The sequence below is a fragment of the Rossellomorea aquimaris genome, from assembly GCF_000935355.1.
Lineage (GTDB): Bacteria > Bacillota > Bacilli > Bacillales > Bacillaceae_B > Rossellomorea > Rossellomorea aquimaris_B.
Genome location: NZ_JXZC01000004.1, coordinates 125,060 through 138,450 on the forward strand (window position 1 = coordinate 125,060; position 13,391 = coordinate 138,450).

12 protein-coding genes are annotated in these 13,391 nt (G+C 45.0%); all 12 read left to right on the top strand.

Features of this window, described 5'->3' with window-relative positions:
• Positions 1–144 precede the first annotated feature (144 nt).
• The 12 genes from paaX (at position 145) to hppD (ending at position 13,333) form a co-directional block, all read left to right on the top strand.
• Positions 145–1,020, top strand: a complete 876-nt coding sequence (gene paaX, locus TV75_RS12535) for a phenylacetic acid degradation operon negative regulatory protein PaaX (RefSeq protein ID WP_044339116.1) — start codon at positions 145–147, stop codon at positions 1,018–1,020.
• A gap of 126 nt (positions 1,021–1,146) precedes the next feature.
• Positions 1,147–2,103, top strand: coding sequence for an NAD(P)H-dependent flavin oxidoreductase (locus TV75_RS12540; RefSeq protein ID WP_044339117.1), 957 nt, complete (start codon positions 1,147–1,149; stop codon positions 2,101–2,103).
• Between the two features lie 463 nt (positions 2,104–2,566).
• Positions 2,567–3,538 carry an ABC transporter substrate-binding protein gene (locus TV75_RS12545; protein WP_044339235.1) on the top strand — a complete coding sequence of 324 codons (972 nt, stop codon included), beginning with the start codon at positions 2,567–2,569 and terminating at the stop codon, positions 3,536–3,538.
• Between the two features lie 16 nt (positions 3,539–3,554).
• On the top strand, positions 3,555–4,574 hold the full coding sequence (locus TV75_RS12550) for an ABC transporter permease (protein ID WP_044339118.1): 1,020 nt from the start codon (positions 3,555–3,557) through the stop codon (positions 4,572–4,574).
• On the top strand, positions 4,558–5,352 hold the full coding sequence (locus TV75_RS12555) for an ABC transporter ATP-binding protein (protein ID WP_044339119.1): 795 nt from the start codon (positions 4,558–4,560) through the stop codon (positions 5,350–5,352). Before TV75_RS12550 ends, TV75_RS12555 begins: the two co-directional genes overlap by 17 nt.
• Positions 5,353–5,742: 390 nt before the next feature.
• Positions 5,743–6,138, top strand: coding sequence for a thioesterase family protein (locus TV75_RS12560; protein ID WP_044339120.1), 396 nt, complete (start codon positions 5,743–5,745; stop codon positions 6,136–6,138).
• A gap of 107 nt (positions 6,139–6,245) precedes the next feature.
• Positions 6,246–7,352: a Leu/Phe/Val dehydrogenase gene (locus TV75_RS12565; protein WP_044339236.1), complete on the top strand. Its 1,107-nt coding sequence runs from the start codon at positions 6,246–6,248 to the stop codon at positions 7,350–7,352.
• Between the two features lie 55 nt (positions 7,353–7,407).
• Positions 7,408–8,472 (top strand): pyruvate dehydrogenase (acetyl-transferring) E1 component subunit alpha, encoded by a 1,065-nt coding sequence (gene pdhA, locus TV75_RS12570; protein WP_044339121.1) that lies wholly within the window; start codon positions 7,408–7,410, stop codon positions 8,470–8,472.
• Position 8,473: 1 nt separating this feature from the next.
• Positions 8,474–9,469, top strand: coding sequence for an alpha-ketoacid dehydrogenase subunit beta (locus TV75_RS12575; protein ID WP_044339122.1), 996 nt, complete (start codon positions 8,474–8,476; stop codon positions 9,467–9,469).
• 15 nt (positions 9,470–9,484) lie between these two features.
• Positions 9,485–10,669: a dihydrolipoamide acetyltransferase family protein gene (locus TV75_RS12580; protein WP_044339123.1), complete on the top strand. Its 1,185-nt coding sequence runs from the start codon at positions 9,485–9,487 to the stop codon at positions 10,667–10,669.
• Positions 10,670–12,097, top strand: coding sequence for a dihydrolipoyl dehydrogenase (lpdA, locus tag TV75_RS12585; protein WP_044339124.1), 1,428 nt, complete (start codon positions 10,670–10,672; stop codon positions 12,095–12,097).
• Positions 12,098–12,217: 120 nt separating this feature from the next.
• Positions 12,218–13,333, top strand: coding sequence for a 4-hydroxyphenylpyruvate dioxygenase (hppD, locus tag TV75_RS12590; protein ID WP_044339125.1), 1,116 nt, complete (start codon positions 12,218–12,220; stop codon positions 13,331–13,333).
• Positions 13,334–13,391: the final 58 nt, after the last annotated feature.

Here is a 13,391-nt window from a genome sequence, read left to right on the forward strand (position 1 = left end):
CTTTTTTTTGTGTGAGAAATTCCCGGTAAAAGATGAAAAATCAAGAATATTCATTTATTTTAATCGATTGTTTATGATAATATATAAACTAAACGTAAATTAAACGTCATAAACAAACGGAATATATCTAAAGGAGAGGCACCGATGAATACACGATCAATGATCTTTACACTATATGGGGATTACATACGGCACTATGGCAATAAGATATGGATTGGCAGTTTGATTCGCTTGCTCAATGAATTTGGTCACAATGATCAAGCTGTTCGTGCAGCGATTTCAAGAATGAATAAGCAGGGGTGGGTCCAGGCGGAAAAACAGGGAAACAAAAGCTACTATTCCCTGACTGAACGCGGTGTGACTCGCATGGAAGAAGCGGCAAATAGGATTTTTAAGCTGAAGCCCGAGCAATGGGATGGTAAATGGAGAATCCTTATGTACTCGATTCCTGAAGAGATTAGGAGTATTCGGGATGAGTTGAGAAAAGAGCTGGTATGGAGTGGATTCGGAACCCTCTCAACAAGCACGTGGATTTCTCCAAACAATCTTGAAAAACAGGTACAGTCCCTAATTGGAAAATACGACATTAAAGAATACGTCGATTTCTTCATTGCTGAATATGAAGGGCCCAATGAGAATAAACGACTGATCGAGAAAAGTTGGGACCTGAACGAAATCAATGACCGCTATCAGGAATTCATTTCTCACTATAGTCAACAATACATGATCGACAAAAGTAAGATAGGAAAAGGGCAAATGAGCGATGCAGAATGCTTCGTCGAACGAACCAAACTTGTGCATGAATACCGCAAATTCCTGTTCGTCGATCCCGGCTTACCGGAAGAGCTTCTGCCTGGGAAATGGCTGGGGTCACACGCTGCCACACTGTTCGGTGAATACTACAAAGAACTTGCAGAACCAGCATCACGCTTCTTTGAAAGTGTCTTCGAAGACGGCAACGAACTTAAAAACAAAGACCAAAGCTACAACGTCATGACCCATCCATTATTACTGGATTAAAAAAAACCACTTGCCCGTTCCATCCGGCAAGTGGTTTTTTTGAGGGACGGACCTCGAGAATCTTGAGGGGGTACTTGTCTAACAATTCTAAAAAGTATAACATTAATTTAACGAAGGAGGATTTTTATGAATAACCTAACCGAACTATTACATATAAAATATCCAATTATTCAAGGTGGAATGGGGAATATCAGCAATGCCCCGTTGACCGCGGCCATCTCGGAAGCCGGGGCGCTCGGTACGATCGGTGTAGGTACCATGGGTGTGGAGGAAGTGGAAACAATCATCGTTGAAACGAAAAAAAGAACCAGTAAACCATTCGCTCTAAATATCCCAATTTCCATCACCCCTTACTTGAAGGAAATGATTCGCTTAGTGGTGACACACGGGATACCGGTCGTTTCCTTATCAGCAGGAAATCCAACCCCACTGATTCCCTATTTCCACGAGCACAACGTAAAAGTGATCTGTGTCGTCGCTTCTAAAAAGCAGGGAAAGAAAGCGGAAGATGCCGGGGCAGATGTCATCGTTGCAGAAGGCTATGAGGCTGCCGGGATCAACTCCAATCTTGAAACGACAACGCTTGCCCTTATTCCACAACTCGTCGATGCAGTGGACATTCCTGTCGTCGCGGCAGGAGGAATCGGTGATGGAAGGGGTCTCGCTTCCATGCTCGCTCTGGGTGCCAGTGGTGTGCAAATGGGAACGCGGTTCATTGCTACACAGGAAGCACCTTTTCATGAGAACTATAAATCTACATTAGTGGAAGCAAAAGATGATAGCACGATCATCGTCGGGCGTTCTGTCGGAAGAGTGAGAAGGGTCATGAAAACGCCTTATGCTGCACAACTGATTCAAAAAGAACAAGAGGGGGTCGCCCTTGAAGAGTTCAGTCAAATGACCTCGGAGGATTATCACCGTGTCGGGGCACTGGAAGGGAAGCTGGATCAGGGATTCATCAACGGAGGGCAGGTGTCCGGCCTTGTGTCGGATGTTCCGGCTGTGAAGGAACTGGTAGAGAGAATGATGAATGATGCCCGTGGGATTTTCAGGAAGCTTTCGGGCAGCGGTGTGGAATCTTAATAGATTATGTGAAAGGCGCTTTTCCTTTATTGGGGAAGGGTCTTTTTTATGGTAGTGTTTCACAATTTGGCAAAAGTTTTGGTGAAAGTGGCACAAGTTTAGTAGATTCCGGCACAACAGCAAGAAAAGAAGAATGAGAAGTAGAAAAACTATAGTACGAAACTATTGAATATCCAGGATCATTGGAGTGATTCAGCTCCTCATCCACACAACCACAGAAAATTTTCTCCAAATCCCTCTAGAAATCACCGCCAATACCGACTATACTAGTAATAATTTTTAAATTTTCCGAATATTATTGACTATTTTGTGACAGGAGTGATAATATAACGTTGTATTTACGCTGATGATCATTTTTATCATACTTGGGTTTGCTAGTCTAATAGACTACTGATCATAAATTAGGAAGAGAAAAAGGGGGATTTCTGTGAAGAAGAAGAGTTTATTACTTGTTGTCATCTCAATGATGCTGGGAATGCTGGTTTTAGCGGGTTGTGGTAGTGATACAAGCTCAGGTGGAGGCGATGGTGAGAAACAATATGTTATCGGGGTAACCCAAATTGTGGAACATCCGTCTTTAGATGCAGCCTTTGAAGGTTTTAAAAAGGCTTTAGCTGAAAATGGCCTTGAAGAAGGTAAGAATGTGAAGTTTGATGTTCAAATTGCTCAAGGGGATCCTACGAATTCACAAACGATCGCCAAGAACTTCGTTGGTGATGGCGTCGACCTCATCTTTGCAAACTCAACCCCAAGTGCTCAGCACGCATTAAATGCTACAAAGGAAATTCCAATCGTGTTCACGTCAGTGACTGATCCCGTTGGTGCAGAGTTAGTGAAGTCCTTCGAGGAGCCTGGTGAGAATATCACAGGAACCACAGATACTCATCCTGAAGCAATCTCTAAGACGATTTCATTTATTACAGATGAAATGAAAGCGAAAAATATAGGTGTTATTTATAACTCTGGTGAACAAAACTCTGTTGTACAGGCAGAAGAAGTGAAAAAGCTTGCTGAAGAAAAGGGAGCAAAAGTTGTTGAAGCTTCAGTATCTACGTCAGCAGATGTAAAGCAAGCGGCAGAATCACTGGTAGGTCGTGTGGATGCGATTTACGTTCCAACTGATAATACGGTTGTATCGGCATTGGAATCAGTCATCAGTGTCTCCAATGATAAAGATATTCCTTTATTTGTGGGTGAACTGGATTCAATGAAAAAAGGTGCGATTGCAGCTAGTGGATTCAGCTACGAAGATCTTGGTTACGAAACGGGCCTGATGGCTGCAAAAATTTTAAAAGGTGAAAAGAAACCTTCTGAAATCAATGTTGAGTATCCAAAGAACTTCAAGTTAATGATCAATAAGCAGGCCGCTGAAGAGCAAGGTGTAGAAGTCCAGGATGCATGGTCTGATTTAGGGGAATTTTACGAAGAGAAATAAGAAAGGATGATGATTCGTGCCAACAGCAATATTCGCATCCTTTGAATCTGGAATCATTTACGCTATTATGGCCCTCGGAGTCTACCTGTCCTTTCGGATATTGGATTTTCCTGATTTAACCGTCGATGGCAGCTTCGTTACAGGAGCCGCTGTCGCAGCAACCATGATTGTCAGTGGCGTAAATCCAGTCATCGCAACCATTACAGCGATTGTCATCGGATTTGTTGCAGGATGTATAACAGGATTGCTTCACACATTTGGAAAAATCAATGCCTTATTATCAGGGATTTTAATGATGATCGCCCTTTATTCCATCAACCTCAGGATAATGGGGCGTTCGAATGTACCTTTACTTAGTCAGGATACTGCTTTTACAGGAGTGGAAGGGTTTTGGTCTCCACTGGGGATCGATGCCGCTCTCAATAAAATGTGGATGGCTGTGGGACTTGGGGAGCCTGTCCCGGGAACCTGGAGCATTTTATTTATCATGACGATCATTACCCTTGTGATCAAATTTTTGACGGATGGATTTTTGAAAACAGAAATCGGGTTGGCTTTAAGGGCGACAGGGGATAATCAGCGGATGATTCGCAGTTTCTCCGCTAATACCAATCTGATGATCATTCTTGGTTTAGGGATTTCGAATGGGATGGTCGCTCTATCCGGTGCCTTGATTGCCCAGTACAGTCGATTTGCAGATGTGGGAATGGGGATCGGGATGATCATCATCGGACTTGCTTCGGTTATCATCGGTGAGGCATTATTCGGAACCAAGACGATTGCCCGTACGACCTTAGCCGTTATCGGTGGGGCAATCATCTACCGTTTGGTCGTTTCCATGGCCCTTCGCGTCGATTTCCTGGAAACAGGGGATATGAAGCTGATCACGGCGACAATCGTGATTCTTGCACTTGTGATGCCTAAAGTGATGGATCGCTACAAGGATAAGAAACGAAAAGCTCAACGAATGGCAGAACGAATAAACAAGGCTCCAATCACAGATGGAAAGGGTGAGAGCGGTGTTACAATTAAATAGAATTCACAAAGTATTTAATGAGGGGACACCCGACGAAAAAATCGCCCTTGATGACATCCAGCTGAATCTGAAACCAGGGGATTTTGTCACTGTGATCGGAAGTAACGGAGCCGGGAAATCGACATTGATGAACATCGTTTCAGGTGTGCTTCTGCCCGATATCGGAAATGTTCTCATTGATGATCATGACGTCTCAAAGGTTTCCGAGTATAAACGATCAAAGCTCATCGGTCGTGTGTTCCAGGATCCAATGGCAGGAACGGCACCTTCCATGACGATAGAAGAAAATCTGGCCATGGCGTATTCACGAAATCGTACACGTACCTTTAAAATGGGGGTAACCAAAAAACGGAGAGTGTTTTTTAAAGAAGTACTGGAAACTCTTCACTTAGGGTTAGAAAACCGATTGAACGCAAAGGTAGGATTATTATCGGGCGGGGAACGGCAAGCGCTCTCTCTATTGATGGCGACATTTACTGAGCCTTCGATCCTCCTGCTGGATGAGCATACGGCAGCGTTGGATCCTGCGAGAGCCGATCTGATTACAAACCTTACAAAAGAGATTGTAGAGAAGTATAAGCTCACAACCCTAATGGTGACGCATAACATGCAGCAGGCATTGGATCTTGGAAACCGCTTGATCATGATGGATAAGGGCCAAATCATCTTAGAGGTAAATGAAGAAGAGAAGAAGCACCTCACGGTCGAGGGACTTCTACACGAATTCCAACGCATACGTGGAAGCAAACTGGCCAGCGACCGGGCACTTCTTTCATAAGATTAACAACCTTCTACAAAAAGCAACGGGACTTTGTTCCGTTGCTTTTTTGTGTTAGGAAGATTTTAATTGTCTATCTGGAAAAGAGAGTCGTCCAGCTCCGGCGGCTAGAGGCTCGAGGTCATAAGGCGAACAGGCCAAAAAGGCAAAAAACGCCTTTCTGGCCTGTTCGCCTTATGCTTGTCGCCTCTGGGCAAGCCACCTCCGCTTTTGAGTGAGGGACGGACCTTCGGCTTCGCCGATAGGTCCGTCCCTCTGCATAACTTATATTAATATAATATTTTAAATATTTTAACAATTTATTGACTATTTATAAAACAAAATGTTATTATATCGTTGAATTAACGTTATATAAAAATATATAATTTGTTGGTTTAAAGGGGGAAAGCAATGAAGTCTGGATTAGCAGAAGGACATACGGCAGTCGTCACAACAGAAGTAACCCCCAGCATGTACGCCCAGTTCGAAGGAAACGTGGTTCACCCCGTGTATTCAACGGTTTCAATGGTGTATCACATGGAATGGGCTTCGAGAAAAATCATTCTACCCTATTTGGAAGATCACGAAGAAGGGATGGGGGCAAAGGTGAACGTCGAGCATATGGCTCCGGCGAAAACCGGTTCCTCTCTTGAAATTAAAGCGAGCGTTATTAAATATGAACGAAATATCATCGTAACCGAAGTGACTGTCAGAGATAGAGAGAATGACAGACTCATTGGAAAAGGTGAAGTAAAACAAGTCGTCCTGCCTAAAGAAAAAATAAAAGAAAGAATAAAAGAAAACTAGTTTTGAGTACTTCTTGAATAAGAATGTAAAAGGAGGAAGCTTTAGTGTCCAACATAACGACAAAAGTGAAAGCGGTTACAAATAGAGAGCCGGCGGGGGGAATAGAAATGGATATGTTTCAAAAAATACAAAACCATGAGCAGGTTGTATTCTGCAACGATGAAGAAACAGGACTCAAAGCCATCATCGCCATACATAATACCACTCTCGGACCTGCACTGGGCGGATGTCGAATGAGACCTTATGCATCAGTGGATGAAGCATTGGAGGATGTTTTACGTTTATCAAAAGGAATGACCTACAAATGTGCCGCGGCCGATGTGGACTTTGGAGGAGGAAAAGCGGTAATTATCGGGGATCCCGAAAAAGACAAACATCCGGAGCTGTTCCGGGCTTTCGGTCAATTCGTTGAATCCCTTAACGGACGATTCTATACAGGGACAGACATGGGGACCACGCCTGATGACTTTGTTTATGCCTTGAAAGAAACGAACTGTATCGTGGGCGTCAATGAAGAGTATGGAGGCAGCGGGGATTCATCCGTCCCGACTGCCATGGGAGTCATTTATGGCTTACAGGCAACCAACCAAAATGTGTGGGGCTCAAAGGATCTTCATGGAAAAAGCTACGCCATTCAAGGGTTGGGGAAAGTGGGATATAAGGTAGCCGAGCGCCTACTGGAAGAGGGAGCGGACCTCTATGTAACGGATATTAGCCAGAAATCCATCGATCAGTTGGTTTCCAAGGCGAAAAGTATGGGAGCGGCGATCAAGGTCGTAGCCGGGGATGAAATATACTCTGTTGATGCGGATGTATTCATACCGTGTGCCATCGGCGGGATCATCAACGATCATACAGTAGATCAACTAAAAGTAAAAGCGGTTGTAGGATCTGCCAATAACCAATTATTAGACATGACCCATGGAATGAAGCTGCATGAAAAAGGAATTCTTTACGCACCTGATTACATCGTCAATGCAGGCGGATTGATTCAAGTGGCTGACGAATTATACGAACCGAACAAAGAACGCGTACTCCAAAAAACAAGTGCCATCTATAACAGCCTTCAGAATATTTATCTGCAATCAGAAAACCAGCACATGACTACAGTCGAAGCAGCCAATCGTTTCTGTGAAGACCGCATTCATTCACGCACAAGAAGAAACAGCTTCTTCTCCCACGCGAAACGTCCGAAATGGTCGGTCAGGACATGAAATAGTAAATCAAGTGTTTACCGTAACAAAAAAAAGCACCACAAGAGGTGATGAAATGAACGAGGAATTTCAATTGGTCCAGGTGATGGATCAAAAAGGACAATTGGTTCAAGACGGGTATGAAAAGGACATTTCAGAAGACTTGGTCCGTACATTTTATCGGCATTTAATCAGGATCCGTACCTTTGATAAGAAAGCGGTGAGCCTGCAGCGACAAGGCCGGATCGGGACCTATGCTCCTTATGAAGGACAGGAGGCATCCCAGGTGGGGAGCGCACTTGCCCTAAAGGATAAAGACTGGTTATTCCCGTCCTATCGCGATCATGGCGCAACCATGACATTCGGACATTCCCTGCTTCATATTCTCCTATTCTGGAAAGGTCGGAATGAAGGGTGTGTGCCACCGGAAGGAAAGAATATTTTCACTCCCGGTATTCCGATAGCGACTCAGCTTCCACATGCGGTGGGTGCGGCTTTCGCCGAGAAGAGAAAAGGAACACGGAATGCAGCGATTGTATATTTTGGTGATGGTGCCACTTCAGAGGGTGACTTTCATGAAGGATTGAACCTGGCAAGCGTCTGGGAGGCCCCGGTTGTATTTTTTAATCAAAATAATCACTACGCCATCTCTGTTCCCATGCACAAGCAAATGAAAACGAAAACCATTGCCCAGAAGGCAATCGCGTATGACATTCCAAGCGTACGCATCGACGGCAATGATATTTTTGCTGTTTATTTTGAAACGTTGAAAGCATTGGAGCGAGCAAGGAACGGGGACGGACCTACCTTGATCGAGTCCGTGACCTGGAGATATGGTGCCCACACGACCGCCGATGATCCGACCAAGTACCGTGATCAGCAGGAAAGTGAGATCCGTCGCAAGGAGAACGATCCTGTCGAACGCTTAACGAGATTCATGAAACAAAGAGGCTGGTTCGATGAGGAGTGGATGACTTCCGTTCAAAAGGAATGTGCGAAGGAAGTGGACCTTGCTGTCGAGGAGTTGGAAGCCTACCCGGCCGCAGATCCGAGTCTGATCTTCGATTATGTGTTTGCCACTCCGACGTGGACAATCCAGGAACAAAAAGAAAAGCTCCTTGAGCTATGGAGAGGTGAGTAGAATGAGCACCTTAACAAAAATGAAGACATTGACGATGGTTCAAGCCATCACGGACGCCATGAGGGTGATGCTTGAAGAAAACGAGGATGTCCTGTTAATGGGCGAAGACATCGGAACGAATGGTGGGGTATTTCGGGCAACGGACGGTCTTCAACAGGAATTTGGGGAAGACAGGGTTCTCGATACACCATTAAGTGAAGCAGGCTTTATTGGAGCGGCTATTGGAATGGGGTTAAACGGTTTTCGTCCTGTAGCTGAGGTCCAATTTTTAGGATTCATCTATCCAGCATACGAACAGATCATGACCCATGCTTCCCGCTTGCGTTCCCGTACTCTTGGTCATTTTACCTGCCCGTTGGTGATACGTGCTCCTTATGGGGCTGGAGTCAGAGCACCTGAAATTCACTCCGATAGTACAGAAGCGCTTTTTACACATATGCCGGGAATAAAAGTTGTTTGTCCAGCAACACCGTATGATGCGAAGGGACTGTTGATTGCTGCCATTGAAGATCCGGATCCCATTCTTTTCTTGGAGCCTATGAGATGCTATCGATCTTCCCGTGAAGAAGTGCCGGAGGAAAAGTATACGGTGGAAATCGGGAAAGGAAAAGTAGTCAAAGAGGGTGAAGATGTCACGATCATCGCTTGGGGAGCCATGGTGAAGGTTGCCGAGGATGCTGCTAAGGAAGCGGCAGGTAAAGACATTTCCTGCGAAGTCCTTGATTTAAGGACACTCTATCCCCTGGATAAGGACCTCATTTCAAGTTCTGTCCAGAAAACGGGAAGAACCGTGATTGTACATGAAGCCCATGCCACTGGTGGAGTCGGAAATGATGTGCTGGCGATTATCAATGATACATCCTTTTTATATCAAAAGGCTCCGACTGAACGGGTGACTGGATTCGATACCCCTGTTCCTTATTTCGGATTTGAAGATTTCTATCTGCCTGACAGCAAACGTGTAGTAGCGGCAGTGGAAAAAGTAGCACGCTATTAGATAAGGAGGGAGTCCATGGAAGTTAAGCTTCATGATATTGGGGAAGGCATGACCGAAGCCAATATCAATCACTTTCTTGTAAAAGTGGGAGATGTCGTAAAAGCCGATCAACCATTAGTAGAGGTTCAAACAGATAAAATGACTGCGGAAATTCCGGCACCTTTTTCAGGTGTGATCAAGGAGTTTACGGTAAGTGAAGGGGAAACGATTCCAGTGGGATCCACGGTTCTGTTGATGGATCAAGAACACGTGAAGCAGTCCTTAGGCAAGCGTTCCATTTCACAAACAACGCAAGTGATGAAGAAAAGAAGGATCCTTGCATCCCCGTATACGAGGAAAATAGCAAGGGAGAATGGTATCAACCTAGAAGAAGTGGTTGGTTCCGGAGCGGGAGGAAGAATCCTTGATGAAGATATTTTCCTCTATATGAAAGGAGAAAGTCAGACATCTCCACAGCCGGTTGAAGAATCTAAAACCGTTACTCCTGTAGCATCAAAAGAACCCGACACGATGACGATTCCATTCCGGGGAAGACGCAAACAAATTGCATCTAAAATGTCACAGTCACTCAGAACGATCCCGCACTGTACCCATTTTGAAGAAATCGATGTTACGAACCTGCTATCCTGGAAAGATAACATGAAAGCGGGGCGCGGGTCCATTTCTATGGGAGCTTATTTTATCAAAGCCATTTCTATCTGTTTAAAAGAGTTCCCGATCTTCAACGCCCGCCTCAATGAACAGGAGGAATGTGTCGAGATCCAGTCCCATCACAATATTGGAATCGCTGTAGATACGGACGAAGGGCTGATCGTTCCTGTCATTAAACAGGTCGAGCTGAAAACAATGAGGGACATCCATAGGGAAATGAAGGAACTGACCGTTAACGCACAGGAAGGCAAGTTAACGATGAAAGATATCAAAGGCGGAACCTTCACGATCAGTAACGTAGGACCCCTGAACGGGTCGATCGGAGCCACTCCGATCATTAACGAACCGGAAGTTGCCCTCCTTGCTTTCCATAAAACGAAGAAGCGTCCGATGGTGAATGATAAAGATGAAATTGTCGTCCGTTCAATGATGAATGTGTCTATGTCATTTGATCATAGAGTGGTAGATGGCGGAACGGCCGTTAAGTTTACGAATCGATTACGGGATTTGATTGAACAGCCCGAGTCCATGCTTTTGGAGTTGATGTAAATGGTAGTGGGAGAGATCACGGAAGATAAAGAGATTGTCGTCATCGGGGGAGGTCCGGGCGGCTATCATGCAGCCATCCGGGCTGCGGGTTTAGGACTGAAAGTGACCCTGATCGAAAGAGAAGAGCTGGGAGGGACCTGCTTGAATAAAGGGTGCATCCCATCAAAAGTCTTTACCCATTTTGCCCAAGAATTTAAAAAGACGAAGCACCTGAAGGAGATGGGGATGGAGTTTGGGGAAGTAGAAGCAAACCTCTCTTCTCTTCAACACTATAAAAATAAAAAGATCACCCAGCTTCGTACAGGGATAGAATCCCTGTGCAGAGCGAATAAGGTTGAAATCGTCAAGGGTTCTGCATCCTTCCTGTCAGAATCCCGTATTGGAGTTGAAAACGGCCATGAGTTTTCCCTTTTCAATTTCAAGCAAGCCATTGTCGCGACCGGTGGTGAATTTCATTACCCGGAAGGAATAGAATTTGATTCGATTCATGTACTAAAGGAGAGAGAAATCTTTCAGCTGGAGGAAATACCAGAGGAACTCATTGTATATGGGACCGATTATATTTCCCTAGAGATCGCGTCTGTTTTCTCTATATTGGGAAGTCATGTCACCCTTATTTTGAACGGGGAAATTCCATTTGACTCTGCCATATCCAAAGAGCTGTTCAGACAGTTAAAAAAGCAGAAGGTCAATGTAATCAAGAATTCTCCGCTGCAAGCTGCCAGTCAAGCTGAAGCAAAAGTCACAGTGAACCTTGACAGGGGGAACGGAGAAGTCGTTTCAATCGAAGGCTCACATTTTGTCGCAAGCGGAAAAGTTAAGCCGAACCTATCAGACCTCGGCCTTGACCGTCTCCGTGTTGAATTAACCGATGAGGATTATATCCGGACAGATCGGGAGGGACGGACCTCCATACCGAATATTTGGGCGATCGGCGATGTCACGGAAGGTCCGTCCCTCGCAGTCAAGGCGATCAAACAGGGGAAGGCGGCAGCCGAGGCAATGGCTGGGCTTCAAGTGGAAGTAGATCTTCAGTTTGTGCCGACGGTGGTGCAGATGAGTCCTCCTATTGCATGCGCAGGAATGACGGAGGAAGAAGCCGGACGGGCAGGTTATTCGGTTAAAGTAAGTGAAAACCCTCTCAGAGGAAACGGGTACGCTCAGCTGACAGAGGAGAAGGATGGATTCGTGAAAGTCGTGTCAGACAGTGAAACGGATTTGATCCTGGGTATTCATATAATGGGGATGGGAGCAGCCGAGTTGATCACCTCAGGGGTACTTGGTCTTGAAATGGCAGCGAGAGATGAGGACTTTCGTTTTCCACTTTACCCCCACCCAAACATGAATGAAAGTCTTCTGGAAGCGGTCGAAGGATTAAAGGGGGACGCCGTGCATATGCCTCCCAGAAAAAAAGAGCCCGCGAGATAAAAAGCGGTCGTGACTTCATCGCAGAGAAGCGTTTAAGCTTTACTAGCCGCTCTTGAGAAGTTCTATAAAACTATTTAATATAATATTCAGAATATACTAACGTTCAATGGAGGGATTGAGATGCAAGAGAATGTAGCAAAAAAGCAGGTTAAAGTAGAAGAAGTCTTCCCTGTAAGAGATGTTGATTATTTAGAGTATTATACGGGGAATGCAAAGCAGGCCGCCCATTTCTTCTGTACAGCATTCGGATTTAAGACCGTTGCCTATTCAGGACTGGAAACAGGAAATCGCGACACAGTATCCTATGTACTGCAACAAAATAAAGTACGATTGGTTATTACAGGAAGCCTGCACGAAGGAAGCCGTGTGTCCCAATTCGTGAAACATCATGGAGACGGCATTAAAGATATCGCCCTTGTGGTGGATGATGTTGAAAAGGCTTACACTGGAGCGGTGTCCCGCGGTGCGATTGAAATCATGTCACCTTCGACGCTCGAAGATGATAACGGAAAACTAAAAAAAGCCATCATTGGTACATACGGGGATACAATCCATACCCTTGTGGAGCGTAAAGATTATAAGGGAATCTTCATGCCAGGCTTTGAAAAGTATGATTCCGCTCTTAAAAATGAAGATGCCGGTATCATCGCTGTCGACCATGTAGTAGGAAACGTGGAGCGCATGGAAGAGTGGGTGGAATATTACGAAAAAGTGATGGGCTTCAAGGAAATGCGCCATTTCACAAATGAAGACATTACAACGGAATACTCCGCCCTTATGTCCAAGGTCATGCATAACGGCGGTCGCATCAAATTCCCGATCAATGAGCCGGCCGAGGGAAAACGTAAATCACAAATCCAGGAATACCTTGAGTTCTACGGTGGTCCAGGAGTTCAGCACATTGCCATCTTAACTGAAGACATCGTGAAAACAGTCGGTATTTTAAAAGAAAACGGGGTAGAATTCCTTAACACGCCGGATTCCTATTACGACATGCTTTCAGAGCGTGTAGGAGAAATCGACGAAGAGATTTCTAAAATCAAAGAGTTGAATATTTTAGTAGACCGTGATGACGAAGGCTACCTGCTTCAAATTTTCACAAAGCCAATCGTTGATCGTCCGACCCTATTCATTGAAGTGATTCAACGAAAGGGTGCAAGAGGATTCGGAGAAGGAAACTTCAAAGCATTATTCGAATCCATCGAGCGGGAGCAGGAACGCAGAGGAAACCTATAAAAATAAAAAATAGATAGATAGATAGAACATATATAACGGGGGTCAAAGGACCGGTCAG